At 62.7% G+C, this 22144-nt stretch carries 19 protein-coding genes; 11 read left to right on the forward strand and 8 right to left on the reverse strand.

Annotated features, from left to right (window positions below; translation table 11 throughout):
* Positions 1–3: 3 nt before the first annotated feature.
* The 7 genes from panB to JJ896_09185 form a co-directional block, all read right to left on the reverse strand.
* Positions 4–840: a 3-methyl-2-oxobutanoate hydroxymethyltransferase gene (panB, locus tag JJ896_09155; protein ID MBO6779804.1), complete on the reverse strand. Its 837-nt coding sequence runs from the start codon at positions 838–840 to the stop codon at positions 4–6.
* 166 nt (positions 841–1006) lie between these two features.
* Positions 1007–1543 (reverse strand): OmpH family outer membrane protein, encoded by a 537-nt coding sequence (locus JJ896_09160; protein MBO6779805.1) that lies wholly within the window; start codon positions 1541–1543, stop codon positions 1007–1009.
* 47 nt (positions 1544–1590) lie between these two features.
* The gene (locus JJ896_09165) at positions 1591–2139 is read right to left on the reverse strand and encodes an OmpH family outer membrane protein (GenBank protein MBO6779806.1); all 549 of its coding nucleotides are present in this window, start codon (positions 2137–2139) and stop codon (positions 1591–1593) included.
* A gap of 35 nt (positions 2140–2174) precedes the next feature.
* Positions 2175–4631 carry an outer membrane protein assembly factor BamA gene (gene bamA, locus JJ896_09170; GenBank protein ID MBO6779807.1) on the reverse strand — a complete coding sequence of 819 codons (2457 nt, stop codon included), beginning with the start codon at positions 4629–4631 and terminating at the stop codon, positions 2175–2177.
* A 160-nt stretch (positions 4632–4791) separates the two neighbouring features.
* Positions 4792–5577 carry an isoprenyl transferase gene (locus JJ896_09175; protein ID MBO6779808.1) on the reverse strand — a complete coding sequence of 262 codons (786 nt, stop codon included), beginning with the start codon at positions 5575–5577 and terminating at the stop codon, positions 4792–4794.
* A 69-nt stretch (positions 5578–5646) separates the two neighbouring features.
* The gene (gene rseP / locus JJ896_09180; GenBank protein MBO6779809.1) at positions 5647–7017 is read right to left on the reverse strand and encodes an RIP metalloprotease RseP; all 1371 of its coding nucleotides are present in this window, start codon (positions 7015–7017) and stop codon (positions 5647–5649) included.
* Positions 7018–7059: 42 nt separating this feature from the next.
* A complete protein-coding gene (locus tag JJ896_09185; GenBank protein MBO6779810.1) occupies positions 7060–8259 on the reverse strand; it encodes a 1-deoxy-D-xylulose-5-phosphate reductoisomerase in 1200 nt (399 codons plus the stop codon).
* A gap of 92 nt (positions 8260–8351) precedes the next feature.
* On the opposite strand from JJ896_09185, the gene JJ896_09190 reads away from it, so the two are divergent.
* The 9 genes from JJ896_09190 (at position 8352) to JJ896_09230 (ending at position 18680) form a co-directional block, all read left to right on the forward strand.
* Positions 8352–10220 carry a tetratricopeptide repeat protein gene (locus JJ896_09190; GenBank protein MBO6779811.1) on the forward strand — a complete coding sequence of 623 codons (1869 nt, stop codon included), beginning with the start codon at positions 8352–8354 and terminating at the stop codon, positions 10218–10220.
* Positions 10217–11476 carry a hypothetical protein gene (locus JJ896_09195; protein ID MBO6779812.1) on the forward strand — a complete coding sequence of 420 codons (1260 nt, stop codon included), beginning with the start codon at positions 10217–10219 and terminating at the stop codon, positions 11474–11476. The genes JJ896_09190 and JJ896_09195 overlap by 4 nt, the downstream gene beginning before the upstream one ends.
* A 41-nt stretch (positions 11477–11517) precedes the next feature.
* Complete coding sequence (locus JJ896_09200; protein ID MBO6779813.1) at positions 11518–12012, forward strand: acyl-CoA thioesterase; 495 nt, start codon at positions 11518–11520, stop codon at positions 12010–12012.
* A gap of 22 nt (positions 12013–12034) precedes the next feature.
* Positions 12035–12472, forward strand: a complete 438-nt coding sequence (locus JJ896_09205) for a hypothetical protein (GenBank protein ID MBO6779814.1) — start codon at positions 12035–12037, stop codon at positions 12470–12472.
* 140 nt (positions 12473–12612) lie between these two features.
* Positions 12613–13476 carry an SDR family oxidoreductase gene (locus JJ896_09210; protein MBO6779815.1) on the forward strand — a complete coding sequence of 288 codons (864 nt, stop codon included), beginning with the start codon at positions 12613–12615 and terminating at the stop codon, positions 13474–13476.
* A gap of 26 nt (positions 13477–13502) precedes the next feature.
* A complete protein-coding gene (serS, locus tag JJ896_09215; GenBank protein MBO6779816.1) occupies positions 13503–14780 on the forward strand; it encodes a serine--tRNA ligase in 1278 nt (425 codons plus the stop codon).
* A 125-nt stretch (positions 14781–14905) separates the two neighbouring features.
* Positions 14906–16555, forward strand: coding sequence for a DUF1800 family protein (locus JJ896_09220; protein MBO6779817.1), 1650 nt, complete (start codon positions 14906–14908; stop codon positions 16553–16555).
* 5 nt (positions 16556–16560) lie between these two features.
* Positions 16561–18183: a DUF1501 domain-containing protein gene (locus JJ896_09225; protein ID MBO6779818.1), complete on the forward strand. Its 1623-nt coding sequence runs from the start codon at positions 16561–16563 to the stop codon at positions 18181–18183.
* Between the two features lie 98 nt (positions 18184–18281).
* Entirely contained in the window at positions 18282–18680 is a 399-nt protein-coding gene (locus tag JJ896_09230) for a hypothetical protein (protein ID MBO6779819.1), read from the forward strand.
* Between the two features lie 79 nt (positions 18681–18759).
* On the opposite strand, the gene JJ896_09235 is transcribed toward JJ896_09230, so the two are convergent.
* Positions 18760–20823, reverse strand: a complete 2064-nt coding sequence (locus JJ896_09235; protein MBO6779820.1) for an acyl-CoA dehydrogenase family protein — start codon at positions 20821–20823, stop codon at positions 18760–18762.
* A gap of 102 nt (positions 20824–20925) precedes the next feature.
* Between JJ896_09235 and pyrF the strand changes: the two genes are divergently transcribed.
* Together pyrF and JJ896_09245 are read left to right on the forward strand one after the other, a co-directional pair.
* Positions 20926–21753, forward strand: a complete 828-nt coding sequence (pyrF, locus tag JJ896_09240; GenBank protein MBO6779821.1) for an orotidine-5'-phosphate decarboxylase — start codon at positions 20926–20928, stop codon at positions 21751–21753.
* Positions 21746–22057, forward strand: coding sequence for an antibiotic biosynthesis monooxygenase (locus JJ896_09245; protein MBO6779822.1), 312 nt, complete (start codon positions 21746–21748; stop codon positions 22055–22057). The genes pyrF and JJ896_09245 overlap by 8 nt, the downstream gene beginning before the upstream one ends.
* Positions 22058–22144 lie beyond the last annotated feature (87 nt).

Below are 22144 nucleotides of genomic sequence, written 5' to 3' on the forward strand. Positions count from 1 at the left end.
GTTCTAGTAGCTCTCCCCTTCGGAAGGGAAATTGCGATTCCGGACTTCAGAGATGTAACCGCGAACGGCATCCTCCATGCGGTCCGACAGGTTCTCAAACCGGCGGACAAAGCGGGGATTGAAGTCTTTGGTCAACCCAAGCGCATCGTGGATAACCAGCACCTGCCCATCGCACCCGACCCCGGCCCCGATGCCGATGGTAGGTATGCTCAACGAACTGGATACCTCATGGGCAAGCGGCGCTGGAATCTTCTCCAGCACAATGCCGAAGCAGCCCGCCTCCTGGAGGATCAGCGCATCCTTGCGCAACTGATCGGCTTCCGTCTCTTCGCGTGCGCGCACCTTGTAGGTGCCAAAGCGGTAGATGGATTGCGGCGTGAGACCCAGATGTCCCATGACCGGAATGCCAGCGTCAATCAGGCGCTCGATGGTGGGCGCGACTGCCTCTCCACCCTCCAGCTTCACGGCGTGGGCCCCCGCCTCTTTCATCACGCGAATGGCTGAGCTCAGGGCTTCCTTGGAATTGCCCTGATAGGAGCCGAAGGGCAGATCCACTACCACGAGTGCACGGGAAACGCCCCGCACCACGCACTGCGCGTGGTAGACCATGTGGTCCAGCGTGATGGGCAACGTGGTTTCGTGCCCGGCCATGACGTTTGATGCGGAGTCACCGACCAGGATGACGTCTACGCCGGCCTGGTCTATGATGCGGGCCATGGTGAAGTCGTAGGCGGTCAGCATCGCGATGGGTATCGCCTGTGCCTTCATCTCCTGGAGCGTGTGTGTGGTGACACGCTTCAGGTCCTCGACGTCCGTGACTTGTTTGATCCGGGTGCTCATGGTGAGGACTCTGGGTTGCCCGAATATACCGTCCCCCAGGCCTCTGCCCGTGGAGGCCGCGCGAATCGGCGCAGGCCCTGGACCGCGCTCATCGCACGGGGCGGGCTCTCATAAGAAAGGGGCGAACCCGGCTGGGCCCGCCCCTTTCAATCTGATTTGGCCTGCCTCAGTTGGAGGCCGTCTCCTCGTCGAGTGAAATGCCGAGTTTGGAGGCGATATCGAGGTTGATGTTCACCACCAGTTCCTCGTTCACGTAGAGCAGCGCCGGGGAGCGCAGCACGAGGTGCAGCCCCTTCTCGACGGCGATCTCATCAATGACATTCTGGACCTGCTCGAGCAGTGGAGCAAGGAGTTCGTCCTGACGCTGAGCCAGCTTCTCGTCCTCGCTGGCCGCTGCCTGCTGCAGTTCGGCCTGCTGCTGAGCAAGCTCCGACTCGCGTTCGGCACGGCGCTCGGGGGTCAGCAGAGGCTGCTGCTTCTGGTACCGCTCCACGCGCTCCTGGAAGTCCTGGGCCATGGCCTGCAGCGACTCCTGGCTGTTCTGGTACTCACGACCAAGCTGCTGCTGGATCGACTGGTACTCGGGCATGTAGGTGATGATCACTTCAGGATCAGCGTATCCGATCTTCATCTGCGCGCTGGCCGGCAGCACCGCCACCAGGCCTGCAAGCAGAACGAGGAAGATCCGTATGCGTGCGTTCATGTTCTCTTCAGTTTCGTTGTGGGTGGGACGGGAGGATTCCCCTGCCCTTACCTGCCCTGGATTTGATCAACGTCTATGCCAAGCTCCTCGAGCACGCGATTGCTCAGGTCGTACTGAGCCCTCGTAAAGAGGAATAGGAAGTCTCCACTCTTGTCAAATACGTAGTCGTATCCGTCTTCAGTGGCCACGTTCTCAATGGCCGTAAGGATGCGATCCTGGATGGGCCGCATTAATTGCTCCTGTTGCACGAAAAGATCCCCTTCAGGGCCGAAATATTTCATGCGGAGGCGCTCTACCTCATCTTCGGCCTGCATGATCTCATCCCGGCGGCGCTGGCGCTCCTCTGCCGTATAAAGCAGCTCTCTGGCCTGATATGCGCGAAAATCCGCCTCCACTTCCCGCTGCCGTTCAGTCAGATCCTGCTCCCAGTCCTGCGCCATGCGGTCCAACTGCTGCTGCACCGTCTGGTACTCGGGAATGCGCTCCAGGATGAACTCGGTGTCGACGTAGGCGATGCGCTGCTGGGCCTGCGCCTCCGGAGAGGAAGCCGTGGCCAGCAAAGTGATCAGTGCGACGCGGAGGGTGGTCTTGATCATTCGAGCGGTCCGGAGTGTCTAGTGAAATGGACGATCTATTGGCCGAAGCCCTGTCCCAGCGAGAACTGGAACGTCCAGCGATTGGTGCCGTCGTGGCGGCTGTTGATCGGCGCGAACGTGTCGAAGTTGTAGCCGTAGGCCAGCTCGACCATGCCGAGAATGGGCAGGAAGAGGCGCACACCCATGCCTGCCGCCCGGAACAGCTGGGACGGATTGTAGGTGTCGAACCGGTCCCAGGTATTGGCGCCTGTGGCGAACAGGTACGGGGCAGCCTGCAACTGCTGGGACTGCACGGCCATCCAGCGCAGTTCGCCGGTATACCGGTTGAGGATGCGGCCGCCAAGCGGTTCGTTCTGGTCATCGCGCGGCCCGAGTGCCGCAAGCGGATAGCCCCGCATGTAGATGACCTCCTTGCCGAAGAAGCTGAAAAAGCCCTGGGTCTCGAACGGTGATCCACCGACCACGAAGCGCTCGAACTCGACTTCATCGCCCGTGAGGGAGCCGATGTATCCGTAGTCTGCGGTCAGGCCGATCGAAAGCTTGCGCGTCAGCGGCGTATTCCACGAATTGGTCAGACGCCACTTGTGGAACTGGATCAGGTCACCCACAGGCGGCGCAACCTCCAGCGAGAGTGAGAAACGTGAGCCGGAGCTCGGGAAAAGCGGGTGGTTCGTCGAATTCCTCGACAGCGTCTGTTTGACGGTCACCTGACGGGACACGCCCTGGGGCAGGGTCGAGATGTACTGCTCGTTGTTGAAGTACTGGAATCCGACGTTGGTGCCCGTACTGAAGAACTGGTCCGGCCAGGACAGGCGGCGCTCGTAGAAAACGCTGCTGGAGAAGGTCTGCAGCTTGCCGGCCCGGGACGAGCGAATGAACGCCGCACCGTCGATCTGCGAGAACGACAGCGAGAAGCCGGCCGGCCGCGGGCGCCCACCGAACCAGGGCTCCGTGTACGACAGGGAGTACTGCTGGTACTGTCGACCGTTGGTCTGGATACCCACGGACAGGCGCTGGCCGTCACCGGAAGGAAGCGGCCTCCACTCGTCTCCCTTGAACAGATTCTGGGCCGAGAAATTGTTGAACCCGAACCGCAGCTGGAGCACCAGGCCAAACCGGCCCCAGGTGCCCGACAATTCCAACTGGTCCGTGCCGGTTTCTTCCAGCGTGTATTCGAGATCGACCGACTTGTCCTCTTCGGCAATCTCCACACCCGGGCCCGCCGCCAGCGACTCCTGCGTGAAGTAGTTCAGCTGCATCAGTCGGCGGATCGATTCCTGGATCTGATCGCGGCTGAACGTCTGCCCGGGGATCGTCAGGAGCTCCCTCCGGACCACATGCTCCTTGGTCTTCGTGTTGCCGTTGATGGTGATCGTCCCGTACTGGTACTCATCACCCTCGAACACGTCAAAGTGCAGGTCCAGGGAGTCACCGGGCGCCACTGATATGGTGGGCTGCACGTTGAACCGCATGTACCCACGGTTCTGGTAGAGACTGTATATGTCGGTGTTCTTGCCGTTCATATACAGGTTCTGGTCCAGCTGCTTGCCGTTGTAGACATCTCCCCGGGTGAAGCCCAGGTTGGTGCTCAGCGTCTCGTCATCGTAGAGCGTGTTGCCTTCCCAGGTCACGTTCCTGACGTGGAACTGCGGACCTTCCCGGACCTCGACACCGACGACCATATACGGCTTGCCGTCCTCGTCTTCGATGAAGGTTGTGTCGCGCACCACCTCAGCATCGAAATAGCCCCGCTCGTTGTAGCGTTCAACAATCCGGGCGATGTCCTCCTCGAACTCGTCCTCCTTGAACTTGGCACCGCGCCAGAATTTCCATCCCACCCGGGGCTTGGTCTTCATCACCTTGCGCACAGTGCGGTCCGAGAGCTCCTCATTCCCCTCGATGCGCACTTCGCCGACCTTCACTTTCGGCCCCTTGTCCACGTTGAACATCAGGGATACGGTGTTGTCGGGCTGCTCGGTGCGCACGACGTCGATCTCGTTCAGCGGGAAGCCCTTTTCGGCCAGAAACTCGTCAATGACCTGCTCGGCCCGGGCCACAGTCGCCTGCCGAACCGGGGCAAGGGATATGAGCGGGATGGTCTTGCGCAGGTCCTTGACCTCCCCCTTCTTCAGCCCTGTGAAATTGTATTCGTCCAACTTCGGTACTTCGCTGACCTGAATGGCCAGGTAGATGCCGTTGCCGACCCGCCGGTCCTCGACGATACGCACATCGTCATACGTGCCGAGCCGGTAGATGGACCTGATGGCATCGGCAAACTGCGGGTCACCCGGAATGACGACCTGCTCGCCGATGGTCAGCCCGCTGGTCTGTTGCACGAATCCGCGGGTGTAGTCGTCCGACACGCCCTCAACCGAGATACCCAGGATCTCCAGACTGCGGGGAGCCTGAGCTATCGCGCCCTGACCGGCAGCGCTCGCAGGCGCCATGAGCAGCACGAGCAGGATCAGCAGGGACGGAATGAAACGAAGCATGGGGTTCAGTTTGCGTGGGCGCGGACCAGCCCCGATCGAACGGGAGGGTTCAGGCGTGGTTTCTGCGCGTATTACCGTCGAATGCGCTCTGGAAACGATTCGCACCGGGACATATTGCGGGCGGCGGATCTGGTAGGCCGTGATGGATGGTGGACCCTGGTCATGTGCGGGCCTCCTCGTGCACCCGCCCGAAACGTCGGTCGCGGTCCTGAAAATCTCGTACGGCGTCGTAGAGGTTCGCCCGGCGGAAGCCCGGCCAGAACACGGAGGTAAAGTGGAACTCAGTGTACGCGGACTCCCAGAGCAGAAAGTTCGAGATGCGATAGTCTCCCCCGGTGCGGATCAGCAGATCCGGGTCCGGGAGCTCGGCCGTCGTCAGCCTGCTGGCCAGTGCATCATCATCGACATCGTCCGGGGCGAGTCGGCCTGATGCCACATCCTGCGCAATCCGCCGGGCGGCCCGCACAAGATCCCATCTCCCGCTGTAGGAAAGCGCCAGGTTGATGGTCATGCGCTCGTGGGTGGCCGTCGACTCACACACGTCCTGCAATTCACGTAGCGCCACGTCCGGAAGCTTCTCCAGATCCCCGATAGCCGAGAGGCGAATCTGATTGCGATGCAGTGTTTCTGCCTCCTTGCGCAGGGTGCGGATGAGCAGCTGCATCAGGGCGTTCACCTCGGTGAGCGGCCGGTGCCAGTTCTCCGTCGAGAAGGTGTACAGGGTCAGAACGTTGATGCCCAGCTGCGCCGATGCCTCTGCGATATCACGCACCGATGCGGCTCCTTCCTGATGGCCCTGCACCCTTGGATAGCCGCGCTCCTTGGCCCATCGCCCATTGCCATCCATGATGATGGCTACGTGCCCGGGAATTTCGCCGCGCTCCTTGAGCGCCTGCTGCACGGCCAGGTCGGCCGCATCAGGCTGTTCGGATCGCCGCTTACCCATGCACAATGTGCGGCCGTCGTGCCGACTTGCTGGCTGTCAGGTTCATCCCGGTAGCACCCGGAGGGGTAGCTACAGTTTCAGGATGTCGTTGAAGATCACGAAAACCATGAACGCCAGAAGCAGCACCATGCCGATCTGCTGCATCACCATGCGCACCTTGAGAGACGGTTCTCTGCGGGCGATGCCCTCATAGATGAGGAAAACCAGGTGTCCCCCGTCCAGCGCGGGAATCGGCAGGATATTGATGATGGCCAGCGTGATGGAAAGCATCGCGACGATGTTCCAGAAGAACGGGGCTCCTGCGTCAGCGGCCTGCTTCGTGACCCGGGCGATCATGATGGGACCTCCAACGTTCTCCCGGAAGTTCTCCTGGCCGGTGAACACGCGCTTCAGGCTCGTGGCGATGACCCTCGTATTGGTCCAGGTGTCCTCGAGTCCCGCGCCGATGGCGGCGACAAATCCATAGTCCTGCGAGCGAAGGATTTGCCGAACGCCCAGCACGTAGCCCCCGCCCGATTCCTCCGGCTGAACGACAGTCTCGTAGAGTCGTCCCGCATCCGACCGCGCAAGAAGCGTCGCCCCGGCAGGCGAGGCCGAAATGGAATCGGGGCGCAGGAAGCGCACGGTAGTCTCCGTGCCTTCAAACGTGCCCATGAAGTTCGTAAGGTCCGTCCAGTACGCCACAGTGTCCGCGCCTATGCCCGTGATGCGGTCACCCGGCTGCAATCCGGCAGCCTGGGCCGGCATATTGTCTGACACCGTGCCGAGCACCGGGGGATCGTAGCTGAGCCCGAGCCTGCCACCGGCACGGTTGAGCCGGGTGATCATGTCGCTGGGTCCGGAAAACTCCAGGACCTCACCCTCCCTGCGTACCTGCACGACCAGCGGTGACTGGATGAGCGCCTGCTCCACCGTTTCGACACCGGCACGCTCGTCTACCGGCCGGTCATTGATGGCGATGAGCTCATCGCCCGAACGAAGGCCCATCTCCCACGCAATGGACGAATCTGCCACGACCACCTGTCCAAGATTCGGGATGTAGCTTTCGCCGTAGGTGGCTTTCAGCGACACGAACACGATCGCTGCAAGGATCATGTTGAAGACCACGCCCGCAACAATCACCAGAATGCGTTGCCAGACGGGCTTCGAGCGAAACTCCCACGGCTGCGGCTCCGAGGCCATCTGGTCGGTGTCCATGCTCTCGTCGACCATGCCCGAGATCTTGACGTAGCCGCCCAGCGGCGTCAGGCCGAGGACATACTCCGTCTCTCCTACCGTCTTCCCGATCACTTTGGGTGGGAAGCCCACGGAGAACTTCTCGACCCGCATCTTGAACAGCTTGGCCAGCAGGAAGTGGCCCAGCTCGTGCACGAACACGAGGATCATGATGGCCAGGAGAACCCAGCCAACGTAGGAAAACATGTTCAGGATGCCGTCCATGCGCTTGTTGAACCCGAATCAGACGGATCCGAAAGTGTGGGACTAATGTGCGGTGACCCGGACGTGTTCCTCTACAAATCTCCGGGCTTCGAAATCAGCGGCACGCAACGCGTCGATGTCGTCTCCGGGTCCCGCCAGCGCCTGCATGGCAGCCTCGATGGCACGCGGAATGCCTGAAAACGGGATGTCTTCAGCCAAAAATCGCGCAACGGCCACTTCATTGGCGGCATTCAGCACGGTGGGAGCCGAGCCGCCAAGCTCCAGCGCGCTGTAGGCCAACGCCAGACAGGGAAAGCGACCGGTGTCCGGCGGCTCGAAATGCAGGCGCTCCAGAGCCCGCCAGTCGATGCGCTCGTGAGGTGCCGGCCAGCGTTCCGGATACGACAGCGCGTACTGGATGGGCACCTTCATGTCCGGCACCCCCAGTTGCGCCTTCGTGGAGCCGTCGGAGAACAGCACCATGGAGTGGATGATGGACTCGGGGTGCACCACCACCTCCAGCCTGTCCGCCGGGATGTCGAACATCCAACGGGCCTCGATGACCTCGAGCCCCTTGTTCATCATCGTCGCCGAGTCAATGGTAATCTTGGCACCCATGTCCCAGTTCGGGTGCTTCAGGGCGTCTGCAGGGGTAATGCGCTCGAACGCGCCTGCGTCCAGGGTGCGAAACGGCCCGCCAGATGCCGTCAGCAGCAGCTTCTCCACACTTCCGGCAGGCTCGCCTACCAGGCACTGGAAAATGGCAGAGTGCTCGGAATCGACCGGAATGACCTCTGCGCCGTGCCGGGCGACCTCTGATCGGATCAGGTGACCGGCAACGACGAGCGTTTCCTTGTTGGCCAGTGCGATACGGCGCCCCTCCCGGACGGCCGCCAACGTCGGCTCCAGGCCCACGTACCCCACCACGGCTGTCACGACGGTCTCAACCCCGGGCAGCGCAGCGGCCTCCACGAGCCCCTCCGCGCCGAAGGCGACTCGGCAGTGCGTGTCTGCTAGGGCCGCGCGAAGTTCGGGCACCAGCGATTCATCGCCGATTACCACCAGTTCGGGCCGGAATTCCCGGGCCTGCTCCGCCAGGGCGGCAACATTTTTTCCGGCTGTCAGTGCGCAGACGCGCAACCGGTCCGGATGCAGCCGGACAATGTCCAATGTCTGCGTCCCGATTGACCCGGTTGACCCGAGGATGGCAAGGTTCTTGACGTTTCCGGGGTCCGGCAGTCCGCTACCGGCTGTGGGAAGCATTGAACGAAAAAGCTGCGCTCGTGAGCAAAATCCGCTGATCCGGGAGTTCCGGACCGGGGAAACTTACGAGGACGGCCGTCCATATTAAACCTATGACCCGACAGCGCCCGTCCGGAAGACGAGCCCGACTACTTGCCCCGATCCTGGCCGTCCTGTGCCTGGGCGCGGTGCCTTCGGCCAGCAGCCAGGGCATCGACTCCACCCTGGTCACACGCTACCAGCTGGCCGAGTCCTATCTGCGTGCCGCGCAATTTGACAGGGCCATCGCCCTTCTGGAAGGACTTGTGGAGCGCAGTCCGGACACCTACGTGTTCTTCGACAAGCTTCGCGAGGCCTACGCCTCCGTCAAACGGTACGATGAGGCGATTGCGCTCGTTGAAAGCCGGATTGCTCCCGGAGAGGCCGGCACACCCCTGCGCGCGGAGAAGGCACGCCTGCAGTACCTCAACGGCGATGAGGAGGGCGCCCTCGTCACCTGGGACGAGGCCATCGGACAAGCCCCGGACCGGCCGGGCACGTACCTGGTGGTCTATCGGTCCCTGATGCAGATGCGCCTCTTCGAGAAGGCTGCCGAGGTCCTGGAATACGGGCGCCACGAGTTGGGCAACGACCAGCTCTTCCAGACCGATCTTGCCTATCTCTATTCGCTCACAGGCAGGCATGACGATGCGGCCCGCGAATACCTGTCCGTGCTTGCACAGAACGAGCGGCAGATCACCTTCGTCCGGGGGCGCCTGTCGCAGCAGATCGAGCAGGAGGACGTCATGACTGCCAGCGTGGCCGCCACGGAGGCCGCCGTGCGTCAGGATCCACTGAACAGGGCATTCCGGGAGCTGCTCGGCTGGCTCTACCTGGAGTCGGGGCGCTATGAGGAGGCTCTCGACGCGAATCGGGCCATCGACCGCCTGGAGAATGAACAGGGGCGTGTGCTCTACGCGTTTGCCCAGCAGGCAGCGGACGCGGGCGCGTACGGAGCCGCGCTGGAGGCGTATGAGGAGATCCTGGACCGATACCCGGATGCGCCCTCGGCGCCCGAAGCCCGCCAGGCCACCGGCCTGCTCTATGAACGATGGGCAGACCGGGCCCGCGAGGCGGCAGATCCTCAGGCCGACTCGCTCTACTCAGAAGCCATCGCAGCCTACGGCCGTTTTCTCAGCGCGCATCCGGGCCACGATCTGCTACCCGAGGTGCACTTCCGCCTGGGGCGCATCCAGCGCGAGGTGCTGCAGGATCTGGATGCCGCCGAAGCCTCCTACAACCTGATTCTGGAACGCTGGCCCGGCTATGACACCGCCGACCACGCATCCTTCGAGCTGGCACGCCTTGCCGTCCTGAGGAATCGCATGGGGGAGGCTCAAACCCGATATGCCCGCCTCTCGGACAGGCTGCGAACCGGGGAGCTGGCCGAGGCGGCGCGCTTTGAACTGGCCCTCATCCACTTCTATCGCGGGGAGTTCGATGCGGCGCTCGGGCTGACCGAGTCCATGAAGGAGAACACCGCCGCGGACGTATCGAATGATGCGATTGCTCTGAAGGTGTTGCTTGTTGAAAACCGGGGACCGGACTCCCTGGACGCTCCGCTTCGAGGACTTGCATCCATTCGACTGGCCTCCCGTCAAGCCAGATATGACGAAGCCCTCTCCGACCTGGACGGTATCCTCAATCAGCTTGGCAACCACCCGCTGCTGGATGACCTTTCCTTCGAGCGCGCTGCGCTGCTCGCTTCGCTCGGCAGGCCTGAGGAAGCCGTGGCGGCCTACAAGGAGTTTCCCCTGACCCACCCGGACAGCCACCTGGCAGACCGCAGCCTGTTCGAGGCGGCCCGCATCGAGTCCGAGGTACTGGGCCGGGACGACGACGCCACCACAACCCTCAACCGACTGCTGACCGACTACCCCGGCTCGTTGCTGGGCTCCGAAGCGCGCGACCGCATTCGTCTACTACGTGGTGACGGTACATGAACCGACTGATCTACCTCCTCCTGCTGACCGCAGTTGCCCTGCCGGCCAGGTCCCAGGACGTCCTGGTACCCATGGACAACGTACAGTCCGACCATCTGAAGGCGTATGGAGTCACATTCTGGGCGCTTCAGCGCGGGATTGAAGCCGACTGGCTGCTCAACTATCGCGGAGGCTCGTTCCTCCTCCCCGCAGAGCCCGAGGTGGTCAGCGAACTCAGGATCCGGGGGGTCAACTTTGAGACCATATCCGGCGGCCAGACGGCATCGATCCTCGCCGAAATCGAGCGGCAGGACAGCAACATGAGCACGGTTCGCCTTGAAAAGGCACCACGCATCGCCGTCTATGCGCCCAACCAGACATTGCCGTGGGACGACGCCGTACTGCTGGCCCTGACGTACGCCGAAGTGCCCTACGAAATGGTGTATGACGAGCAGGTGCTTGACGGAGAGCTCGCGAACTATGACTGGCTGCACCTGCACCACGAGGATTTTACAGGTCAGTACGGCAAGTTCTTTTCGTACCGGGCCACGGCCTGGTATATGGAGCAGCAGCGGCAGGCCGAGGCCACGGCCCGCCAGAGGGGCTACCGCAAAGTCTCCGAACTCAAAGGTGCGGTCGTCGAGACCATCCGGCAGTACGTGGGTGAAGGCGGCTTTCTGTTTGCGATGTGCTCCGGCACGGACACGTTCGACATTGCCCAGGCTGCGTTCGGGGTGGACATCGTGCCCTCCGAGTATGACGGAGACCCCATCGACCCGGACGCGCTCTCACGGCTTGACTTCTCGCGCACGTTCGCATTCCAGGATTTCCGGCCGTCCTTCAATGCGAGGGAGTATGAGCACGCCAACATCGACGCGGGTGCTCCCCCGCCGCAGCTTCGCAATCCGGCCGTCGACTATTTCACCCTGTTCCAGTTCAGCGCGAAGTGGGATCCGGTGCCGACGATGCTGACCCAGAACCACGTGTCGACCGTCAAGGGGTTCATCGGGCAGACGACCAACTTTCGGAAGAACACGGTCAAACCGGCCGTGGTGGTGTTGGCAGAAGCTCCGGGTCGGGATGAAATCCGTTACCTGCACGGCACCTTTGGACAGGGCACGTTCACGTTCTACGGCGGACACGACCCTGAGGACTACCAGCATTTCGTCGGTGATCCACCCACCGACCTCAGCCTGCACAAGCATTCCCCGGGATACCGGCTGATTCTCAACAACATCCTCTTCCCGGCGGCACGGAAGAAGAAACAGAAGACCTGATGGTTTTGGAGCCCCGACCCGTATCGCGGTCACTCGCCCAGATGAGCGAAATCGTTCTGCCAAACGACACGAACAACCTCGGCAACCTGCGCGGCGGAAAGATCCTGCACTGGATGGATATCTGTGCAGCCATTTCGGCGCAGCGGCACAGCGGACACGTCTGCGTAACCGCCAGTGTGGACAATGTGCAGTTCAAAAGCCCCATTCGTCAGGGTGAGGTGGTGATGATTGAAAGTCATCTGAACCGGGCATTCACCACATCGATGGAAATAGAGATCAACGTGTGGGCGGAGAACCCCGTCAAAGGCACCAAGCGGGTATCCAACAGAGCCTACTACACGTTTGTGGCGATCGATGCGGCCGGTGTACCACAGCGGGTGCCGCAACTCAGACCTGAAACCGACGAGGAGATGGCCCGCTATGCGGCGGCGGCGCAGCGCCGCGAATTCCGTCTCCTCCTCTCCGGAAAACTCGACGGCGCCGACACGGAGCGGCTTGCGAAGGTGGTACGTGACTACCCTGTGGCGGCCGGCTAGCCTGCTCATCGCCCTGCTTCTGATGCCCGCCCGGCATGCGCTGGGTCAATCGGAAGCCAGGCCCGCGCATCAACAGCCTCCAGGCCGCGCCGGAGCCGGTTTGCAGGCGGGCCCGTTTACAGGGTTCAGCGTTAAGGCCTACCAGAGGGAAGCAGGCGTCGGCAGAGTGGACGCGGTAGCCCTCTCCGGCACGTTCAACCTCAAGGGAAGCGCGATGCTGCAGTTCGTCCTGGTTGACGAGGTTCCGCTTCGTGCCACTCCCCTGTCTGCATACATCGGACCCGGCCTGGTGCTGGGCCTGGACGACTCACGATCCATTGGCGGATTGGCCGCCGCAACTGGTCTTCGGTTCTTTCGAAGCCGGGTAGAGATCTACCTCGAGCTCATTCCCCGCCTGATCCTCGTGGAGGATCGCCGCGCAGAGACCACGGCCGCGGTCGGGTTTCGCATCTACCCATAGGGTATCGCGCGGGCTCTTCTGAGCCGAACACGAAACCGCTTCCCGTGCCCGTGGTTTGGGGGCGTCCTTGACCTGACACTGCCATCCTCTTCAAACGAATCATAGTTACGGGTGCCAACGGCCTGCTTGGCCAGGCCCTGATGGAGCGCCTCTCCGAGTTCCGGGAATATGACCTGCTGGCCACGGCCAGGCAGCCGGAGCCCGTGTTCGAGGGCGCTTCCGGCGGCTATCAACCGCTGGACATCACGGTGGCGCGGGACGTTCGCCGCGTATTTGAGGACTTCACACCAGATGTGGTGGTTAACTGCGCCGCGATGACGCACGTAGATGCGTGCGAGGAGGACAAGGAGACTTGCTGGAAAGCCAACGTGGACGGTGTCGAGCTGCTGGCCAGGCACTGCCTGATCCACGGTGCTCACCTCATACAGGTCTCCACCGACTTCGTGTTTGACGGCAAGAACGGTCCCTATCGTGAGACCGACCGGCCGAAACCACTCAGCTTCTACGGCAAGTCGAAACTGGCTGCAGAAAACGCGGCCCGGGGCGCCGGCCTGGATGCCTGGTCGATCGCCCGCACGGTGTTGGTTTACGGCGACGGGAGACCGGGCACCCGGTCCGACTTCGTGCGCTGGGTCGTGCGCGAGCTGTCCGCGAACAAGCCCATTCGGGTCGTGACGGACCAGTTTCGCACTCCGACCTATGTGCCGGACCTGGCGAACGGGATCGAACGCCTGATCCGCTTCGGCAAGGTGGGCACTTACCACGTTTCAGGCCGGGAGCTGCTCAGTGTGTACGACATGGCGCTGCGCATTGCGTCGGCCTTTGATCTGGACAAGGACCTGATTCATCCCATTCTGACCAGCGATCTGCCGAGGCCGGCTGAGCGTCCGCTAAAGTCCGGATTCCTCATCCTGAAAGCCGAGTCCGAACTCGGATATCGGCCGACGCCGCTGGACGATTCACTGAAAGCCTTGCGCGCAGTGCTGAGCACATCGCCCGCATAGCCGATCCTGCCCGCCGGGCGCGATCCATGATTGACCTTACCCTCCTCCGCGAGAACCCCGATCTCCTGAAGCGTGGCATCCGTGCCAAGCGTAAAGGTGACGAAGCAACTGTCGATGCCCTCCTGGATGCAGACACCCGTCGGCGCGAGTCCGTGACGCTGGAACAGGAGCTTCGGGAGCAGGCGAACGCGGCTGCGAAATCCATCGGCGAACTGATGAAGTCGGGTCGGCGCGACGAGGCGCAGGACCAGATCAAGGCCTCTTCCGAGCTGAAAGAGCGGTTGAAAACGCAGGAGGAAGCCACTCGTGCCATTGAGGCGGAGTTGCACCAGCTTGTCCTGGAGATACCGAATCCTCCACATGAGAGCGTGCCGGAGGGCGCCGGTCCCGAGGACAACGCCATTCCCTTCCAGGCCCAGGTGCTGCCAGGATTCGACTTCGAGCCGAAACCTCACTGGGAGCTTTGCGCGACCCTCGGCCTGGTCGACTTTGATCGCGGTGCCAAGGTTACGGGTGCCGGATTCCCGTTCTACCTGGGCAAGGGAGCCCGTCTGCAGCGCGCACTGATCCAGTTTTTTCTGGATCAGGCGAGCGACGCCGGCTTTGTCGAAATGCAGCCGCCGATCATGGTCAACGCGGACTCCGCGACGGGCACCGGTGCGCTGCCCGACAAGGAGGCCCAGATGTACGAGGTCCCCCGGGACGACCTCTACCTGATCCCGACTGCGGAGGTACCGGTCACCAATTACCGGCGTGACGAGATCCTCACGGAAGACGAGCTGCCGGTGCGCTACGCCGCCTACACCCCGTGTTTCCGCAGGGAAGCGGGCTCCTACGGAAAGGACGTGCGCGGACTGAACCGGCTCCACCAGTTCGACAAGGTGGAAATCGTGCAGTTGGTACGTCCGGAGGATTCGTACGATGCGCTCGAAGCCATGACCGAGCACGCCGAAGGCCTGCTCAACGCGTTGGGTCTGCCCTTCCGGCGACTGCTGCTTTGCACCGGTGACATGGGCATCACCCAGTCCAAGACGTACGATCTCGAAGTCTGGAGTGCGGGACAGGAGCGCTGGCTGGAGGTGTCCTCCGTCTCAAATTTCGAAACCTTCCAGGCCCGCCGCGCAAATATCCGTTACCGCCCCGCCGGAGGCGGCAAGCCGCAGTTTGTGCACACGCTGAACGGGTCGGCCCTGGCCCTGCCCCGCATCATGGCATCGCTGCTCGAGTTGTATCAGCAGGACGATGGGTCCATCGAGGTGCCGGAAGTGCTGCGGGCGTACACAGGATTCGACCGCATCGGCTGACGGCCGGCGGCGCCGCGGCCGATCCCGGGCTAGCTGTCCGGCAAAACCGCGGCAGGAACCTCCCACGTCTTGGGGGTATCGGGTACGTGCACGTGTAGAGAGCATGAACGGGACTCCCAGACCTGATGGCCATCGATAGACGTTCTTTCCTGCGCACGCCCCACGAGGTTGTTGACCTCGGTGTGCGCAATGGTTTTGTGGAATCAGCGGAGCCGGCACCGCGGCCGGAAACGCAGCCCCCAGCACCCGGGTCGCTGGGAATCAGCGCCGGGCTCGAAGCGCACGCCACACCGCTGGCGGAGGCAGACGTCAAGCACGCCCTCCGTCGGTGCGCATTCGGAGCGAAACCGGAGTTGCTGGAAGCCTGGACGGGCAGCACGGCCACCGAGCTCGCGAATGCTCTCGTCGACGAGTCAGTGGCCATGCCGCTTCCGGATGAAACCTGGTGGGCCAATGAGGCCATCCCGGGGCGGGGCTCCACGCAGGAGGAACGCCGGGCCTACCGGGACGCCAACAACCAGTGGCTGCTCGAATACCGCATGGACTGGATGCAGCGCATGATGCGTGACGGGCTGCGAGAGCGCCTGGCTCTGGTCTGGCACAACCATTTCGTGACGGGAGTCTCGTCCTACCGCTACGCGGTGTTTTCCTTCCGGTATGTGCAAACGCTGCGCACGTACGCGCTGGGCAATTTCAAGGAGTTTGTGCGCTACATGGGGCTTGACCCGTCGATGCTGCTCTATCTGAACGGCATCCAGAACCGGGTAGGCACCCCGAACGAGAACTACGCGCGCGAACTGCTGGAGCTGTTCACCATGGGCCCTGTGGGTCCCGACGGCACGCCGAACTACACGGAGAATGACATTCGGGAGCTGGCTCGTGCGCTGACCGGATTTCAGGTCTCCGCCACGACGCTGGGCCCTGTGTTCACGCGCAACCGGTTCGACGACGGCTTCAAGGAAATCTTTGGCCGCTTCGAGAACTTCAACTACGCGTCCGCAATCGACCTGATCTTTGCGGAGCGCGCTGAGGCCATCGCCCATTTTGTGTGCCGCCACCTGTACGCCTCCCTGGTCTACTCCGGGGTGGACGATGCCGTGGTTTCTTCGCTCGCCACGCAGCTGCTGGATGCCAACTGGGAGCTGGAGCCGGTCATCCGGACTTTGCTGGCCAGTGCGCACTTCTTCGACCCGCAGGCGCAGGGAGCCCAGATCAAGAGCCCTGTCGAACACGCGCTCGGCATGCCGGTGGAGATGGACATTGCGCCGACCATGCAGACGCTGAATGTGCTGTACCGTACTGCCCGCGCGAATGGTCAGAATTTGCTTGACCCGCCGAATGTCGCAGGCTGGCCCGGGCACCATATCTGGATGAACACCACCACCCTGCCCTATCGCTGGTTTGTTTCGGAGGTGTTTCTGTCCGGGCGTGGAGGCACGGCGGTGGCTCTGACGCCGCTCGCTCAGCGGATCCATGATGAGCTTGACCCGGAGGCCGCGTTCCGGCTGCCGCTGGCTCTTGTGGAGCACCTCATTGCGGCTCCCGTCGATCTGTTGGACATCCCCGAGATTTCGGATGAGTTCGGTGGGGACCTGGTCAATTTTCCCATCCCTGAGTGGGTGAACGCCGCACCGCCGCACGTGCGCAATCTGGCCAAGATGTTCCTGGGAGGGCAGCCGTGGTATGAGTGGGGGCTGCATGTGCAGGGAGCCGAGGAGCGCATGACATCCTTTGTGCGCCAGATCAGTCAGTATCCGGAATATCAGCTCGTCTAGTCGCCATGTGTACGCATCATCATCATGGGCCGCGCCACGGAAGCCGGCTGGAAGACGGGCATGCCCACTCTGAGGACCATCATGCCTGGTCGCGTCGCGACTTCCTGGGAAGCGTCGGCCTGACCGCGGCGCTGGGCGGCATGGCCCTGGGCGGCGTCCCGGTACGCGCGTTCGCGCAAACGGGCATGCTTTCCCGGCTTGCCGCCGTCGATACAGACCGCGTACTGGTCATTCTGCAACTCTCCGGAGGCAATGACGGCCTGAATACCATCGTTCCATATCGGAACGATCTGTACTTCAACGCCCGCCCCAACCTGGGTCTTCGCGACGCCATACAGGTCACCGACTCCGTCGGATTCCACCCCCAGCTCACCCAACTGGCCGACCTGTACGCAGACGGCACGATGGGCGTGGTGCACTCGGTCGGGTACCCGGAGGCCGATCTGAGCCACTTTCGATCCACGGACATCTGGATGACCGCAGGAGACGGATCGAGCGGTGTCCAGGCTACCGGCTGGGCCGGGCGATACCTCGACGCGGAATTTCCGGAGTACGCGGAGACCCCCACCGATTTCCCGCTCGCCGTGCAGCTGGGCGGCGGCGCGCCGCTGATGTTCTCCGGCCCGGCAGCTCAGATGGGCATGTCGGTACAGAGCATGGAGCTGTTCGACCGCATTGCGGAAACTGCCCAGCTCTACCGCACCGACAACCTGCCCGCTTCCCGGCTCGGCACTGAGATGGGATTCCTTCGCTCGGTGGCCAACGACTCGTTCCAGTTCGCGGGCGCTATTCAGGATGCCTCAGCCGCAGGGTCCAACACGGTGGAGTACATCACGCCGAACCCGCTGGCAGACCAGCTTTCAGCCGTGGCCCGACTGATTCGCGGTGGACTGGGATCGCGCATCTACCATGTCTCCCTGGGTGGCTTCGACACGCATGCCAACCAGGCGAATACGCACGCCGTGCTGATGCGCTACATCTCGGAGGCGGTTTCGGCTTTTCTGGCGGATCTGTCTGCCGACGGCTGGGCAGACCGAACGCTGGTCATGTCCTTTAGCGAGTTCGGCCGCCGAGTGGGCGAGAACGGCTCAGGTGGCACGGACCACGGCACGGCGGCGCCACTATTTCTGTTCGGGCCCGCCGTCAAGGCAGGATTTCACGGCAGCCTGCCGGACCTCGACAACCTGAGCAACGGCAACCTCTCATATCAGACCGATTTTCGATCCGTCTACGGCTCGGTCATGCGCCAGTGGTTCGGCCTGCCGGAGCCGACGGTGGCATCCGTGCTGGGTGGCGACTTCCCGAATCTTGACCTGGTGGAGTCGGGTGTTGGCACGCACCTGGATGCGGTCACGGATCTCCCGTCCACGGTGCACCTGTCTGCTCCGTATCCCAACCCGGCAGCCACCTCGGCCCATGTGTCCTACACCCTGTCGGATGCGGCTGAAACCCGGCTTGAGGTATTCGACATGCTGGGGCGCCGCGTGCAGCAGGCCCATCTGGGGGTCCGCGCGGCGGGAGCGGGAAGTCTGCGGATTGAGACGGCTTCGCTTCCTCCCGGTCAGTACCTGGTGCGCCTGGAGGCAGGTGGTCAACGAAGCTCGACGGCACTGATCGTGGCCCGATAGCCGGCAGCCGGTCGTCTCACAGATGGCCCGGCAAAGCGCTGTCAGCTTTATGACAGTAGCATGCCGCCGATACTGGGGTCAGACTCTCTGATCCTGTTATGTCCCACACTCTTGCCTTCGAGAAGCATGGCCTTGGCTGCGTCGTCACGCTGTCCGGAAGCCTCACGGCGGCCGATCTGTTCGCTGCGAACCTGAGCCTCTACGAGGCCGACCCCGACGGGCGGCTCCGCTACCAGATATGGGACCTTACGCGCGCGAACTCGCTGACCGTCAGCGCTTCGGACTTGCACGAGCTCGCGGCCCAGGACGGTGAAGCCAGCGAAGAAGCTCCAGGGCAATTGGTTGCCATCTGCGGCCCGACCGGCGTCCTGCGTGGAGCGAACGAGCTGTACAGCATGTATGCGGACGAGATGACCGACTTCAAAACTGAGACCTTCTCGTCCGTATCCCGGGCGCGGCTCTGGGTGGAACGCAATCTTGGCCGCATGGCCGCCTGAGCCTCGGCGACGGAAAGAAAAAAAGGGACCCCCGAAGCAGTCGGGAGTCCCTTTTTCAGTGTTGGCATCCAGGCCCTGTTCAGGCCTTGCCCGCTGCCTTGCCCTTCTTGGACGCAACCCGTCGCGAGGGCTTCACGGTAGGCGTGCCCTGCGCGCCATCGCCCGCCGCTGCCGGAACCTCGGCCTCGCCGGGGAACTGCCGGATGTGCTCGGTGGGCACGACCTTGCCCGTGCCGCCGGCAATGGGTGAGGACTCGTGGATGTAGAAATCCGCGTTCGGCAGCGAGTCATTGTATTTGCGGGCAGCATCCGCAGCGGGCGCCATGGAGTCGTCGGCGTTCGCCTTGAGCTCCGTGATATTCTGCCGGATGCGGAGGGCAAACAGGTCGAACGCGTGGCGGAAAGCTGCTTCGTCCTTGTCGAATTCCACGCCGGCAGCGCCGCTGCGCACCAGGTGATCCATCTTCGAGAGCGATGCCGCCAGCGCGAACAGGTACACGGCGTTGTCGGCAATGCGAGCCTGAACCACCTGCCTCGTGATGATCTCTTCGCGATACCACTTGGAGGCCATCTTGAAGAAATGCGAATGGTCCTGGACCAGCCGGGCCAGCCGATCCGCATGGCCCTGCAGGGACGCGTCCACCCGCGATATGCGTGGTGCAGAGGGCTTCAGGCCAAGGAAGAGCTGAAGACCCAATGGGATGGCCCGCTGGAGAATGCGGCCGTTCGAGGCGTTTCGCACGATGCGGCGCAGGTTCGAAACCGGATCCTCGTCCGTATCCCAGCCGATGGCCTCCTGGATCCCGATCATCTGCTCCGCCAGCTGCTTGCCGCCGTAGGCAAACACAAACGGCTGCATGACCTCATTCGAGCCCTCCACCACGCGGTGAATGCGATTGTCCCGCCACAGGCGCTCGATCTCGTTCTCCGTCATGAATGCCTCGCCACCCATGATCTGCATGGCGTCGTCGATCACTTCCCAGCCAATCTGTGAGCTGAACACCTTGGTCATCGCGGTCTCCACCATGATGTCCTTGTCGCCGCGATCCAGCATGCCGGTCATCATGTAGAGCATGGCATCGGCCGCAAACGTGAACGCATGCATACGGGCGATGCGCTGCTGCACGAGTTCAAAGTCTGCCAGCGGACGGCCGAACTGGTAGCGCGTCTGCACCCACTTCGTGGCCTGATCCTGGGCACGTTTGGCCGCGCCGGTAATGCCTGCCGACAGGGTGCATCGACCGAAATTCAGGCAAGTCAGGGCCACGTTCAGGCCACGGCCCTCCTTGTGCAGCAGATTCGCTGCGGGCACCTTCACATTGTTGAAGCGGATCCGGGCCTGCCAGGTGCCGCGAATGCACGACTTGGAGCGGTTCTTCTGGAAGATCTCCACCCCTTCCATGTCCGGGGTGCAAATCAGCGCGGTCACCTTGTCAGTTTCCTTCCCGGTCTTTGGGTCGGCCATGCGCTGCTTGCACATGACGGTGAACATGCCCGAGAGAGCGCCCGAGGTGCTCCACTTCTTTTCCCCGTTGAGGATGTAGTGCGAGCCGTCCTTTGACCTGACCGCGCGGGTCTCCTGCCCGGCCGCGTCCGAGCCCACCTGCGGTTCTGACAGACAGAATGCCGACAGGTATTCGCGTGCGACCTTCGGCAGAAACTCCTTCTTCTGGGCCTCCGTGCCAAAGAGCATGATGGCCTTGCACCCGATGGACTGGTGGGCCGAGACCATGACCGAAGTGGATCCGCAGTGCGCTCCGATCATCTCCAGCACCCGATTGTAGCTGGTGATGCCAAGCCCGAGTCCGCCATACTCCTCCGGCACCGTCATGCCCATCACGCCCAGCTCGAACAGGCGGTTGATGGCCCATTCCGGGATGTACTCTTCCTGATCAATCAGGATGGATGGATGCTCGTTGGTGAGATAATCCTCCAGCTCTGCCAGCAGCGCATCGCACTTCCGCGTCTCTTCTTCAGAAGTCTGCGGGTACGGGAAGACGTATTCTTCCTGAAACCGTCCCCAGAAGAGGTTCTTCGCAAACCCCATCGTCGAGGGTTCGGGCCCCATCATGGTTTCGATGTCCCGGATCATTTCCTTGTCCCGGGAGGAGACGTTCTTCAGTTTCAGGTTTTCGAGTCCCATAGCAGCAATAAATAGAAAGCGGATTCTCGCGGTCAGCGAACTTTCGCTAGAACGCGGGACCCCGCCTCAGGATTCGTCCGCTGAGCGTACCAGCTTAACCTCATGAAACCTTTTTCCCGCCGTCTGGCGATCGCCCAGCAGCGCACGGGGTCGGCACTCTGCGTTGGCCTGGATCCTGACCTCGAGCGCATTCCGGCCCACATCAAGGCCAGCCGGACTCCGGAAAGTGCCGTGGAGACGTTCTGCAGGGAGATCATTGCGTCCACCTCCGACCATGCCTGTGCCTACAAGCTCAACTTCGCGTTCTTCGAGCGGCTGGGCGATGCGGGGTTTGCCGTACTCCGCCGGGTGCGACGGGCCGTACCTCCTGAGTGTCTGACGGTCGCGGACTGCAAGCGCGGCGACATCGGAAACTCCGCACGGTTCTATGCCGACTCTGCGCTCGGCGACCTGGGCTTCGATTCGGTGACCGTCAGTCCGTACATGGGCCGGGACAGCGTCGAGCCGTTCCTGCAGTATGGGGGCACGGCGACGTTTCTCCTTGTGCATACCTCCAATCCAGGACGATCCGACCTGCAGACATTGGATGTGGGGGGACGCCCCCTCTACGAGCGCGTGGCCGAAGCTGCTGTCTCCTGGGGAGCCGACACGCCCGGTCAGCCCGGCTTCGTGGTTGGCGCGTCCGATCCCGCCGTGCTCGCGCGCATCCGGGCTCTTGCGCCGGAAACGCCATTCCTGATCCCCGGCGTCGGCGCTCAGGGTGGGGATGCGGACGCGGTAATGACGGCCTCCGGCACCGAACCCGGCCTCACCCTGGTCAACTCCAGTCGAGCCATCTGCTACGCGTCTGAAGGCGAGGACTTTGCGGGCGCCGCCGCAAACGCCGCCAGAGAAGCCGCCCTCAAACTGGCCCTGAACGCCCATGCCTGAACAACCGCTGGTCAGACTCGTCCGGCTGACACTGCGCCCGGATGCTATTGAGGAGTTCCTGGACATTTTCGCGGAGGCGGCGCCGCGTATCCGCGCCACGCCCGGCTGCCTCAGTCTGGAACTCTGGCAGGACACGCGCTACCCGAACATCCTCAGCACGCACTCCCGCTGGCAAACTGCGGCTGCGCTGGAGGCGTACCGGTCCAGCGCGTATTTCGAGGCCACCTGGAAGAGGACGCGTGCCCTGTTCGCCGCCCCTCCATTCGCCGCCAGCCACAACCTGGTGACCGACGATCGATTTTAGCGGCTCCAACCGTTAATTCCTTCGGCTGAGGGTCGATACCCGGAGGTAGACCGATAGTATCGATGCAGGAGCGCGCCACCCAACCCC

Source organism: Rhodothermales bacterium (genome assembly GCA_017643395.1).
Taxonomy (GTDB): domain Bacteria; phylum Bacteroidota; class Rhodothermia; order Rhodothermales; family UBA10348; genus JABDJZ01.

Coding starts and splice junctions, on each gene's coding strand:
- panB (MBO6779804.1), bottom strand. CDS start 840: ATGAGCACCCGGATCAAACAAGTCACGGACGTCGAGGACCTGAAGCGT.
- JJ896_09160 (MBO6779805.1), bottom strand. CDS start 1,543: ATGAACGCACGCATACGGATCTTCCTCGTTCTGCTTGCAGGCCTGGTG.
- JJ896_09165 (MBO6779806.1), bottom strand. CDS start 2,139: ATGATCAAGACCACCCTCCGCGTCGCACTGATCACTTTGCTGGCCACG.
- bamA (MBO6779807.1), bottom strand. CDS start 4,631: ATGCTTCGTTTCATTCCGTCCCTGCTGATCCTGCTCGTGCTGCTCATG.
- JJ896_09175 (MBO6779808.1), bottom strand. CDS start 5,577: ATGGGTAAGCGGCGATCCGAACAGCCTGATGCGGCCGACCTGGCCGTG.
- rseP (MBO6779809.1), bottom strand. CDS start 7,017: ATGGACGGCATCCTGAACATGTTTTCCTACGTTGGCTGGGTTCTCCTG.
- JJ896_09185 (MBO6779810.1), bottom strand. CDS start 8,259: ATGCTTCCCACAGCCGGTAGCGGACTGCCGGACCCCGGAAACGTCAAG.
- JJ896_09190 (MBO6779811.1), top strand. CDS start 8,352: ATGACCCGACAGCGCCCGTCCGGAAGACGAGCCCGACTACTTGCCCCG.
- JJ896_09195 (MBO6779812.1), top strand. CDS start 10,217: ATGAACCGACTGATCTACCTCCTCCTGCTGACCGCAGTTGCCCTGCCG.
- JJ896_09200 (MBO6779813.1), top strand. CDS start 11,518: ATGAGCGAAATCGTTCTGCCAAACGACACGAACAACCTCGGCAACCTG.
- JJ896_09205 (MBO6779814.1), top strand. CDS start 12,035: ATGCCCGCCCGGCATGCGCTGGGTCAATCGGAAGCCAGGCCCGCGCAT.
- JJ896_09210 (MBO6779815.1), top strand. CDS start 12,613: ATGGAGCGCCTCTCCGAGTTCCGGGAATATGACCTGCTGGCCACGGCC.
- serS (MBO6779816.1), top strand. CDS start 13,503: ATGATTGACCTTACCCTCCTCCGCGAGAACCCCGATCTCCTGAAGCGT.
- JJ896_09220 (MBO6779817.1), top strand. CDS start 14,906: ATGGCCATCGATAGACGTTCTTTCCTGCGCACGCCCCACGAGGTTGTT.
- JJ896_09225 (MBO6779818.1), top strand. CDS start 16,561: ATGTGTACGCATCATCATCATGGGCCGCGCCACGGAAGCCGGCTGGAA.
- JJ896_09230 (MBO6779819.1), top strand. CDS start 18,282: ATGTCCCACACTCTTGCCTTCGAGAAGCATGGCCTTGGCTGCGTCGTC.
- JJ896_09235 (MBO6779820.1), bottom strand. CDS start 20,823: ATGGGACTCGAAAACCTGAAACTGAAGAACGTCTCCTCCCGGGACAAG.
- pyrF (MBO6779821.1), top strand. CDS start 20,926: ATGAAACCTTTTTCCCGCCGTCTGGCGATCGCCCAGCAGCGCACGGGG.
- JJ896_09245 (MBO6779822.1), top strand. CDS start 21,746: ATGCCTGAACAACCGCTGGTCAGACTCGTCCGGCTGACACTGCGCCCG.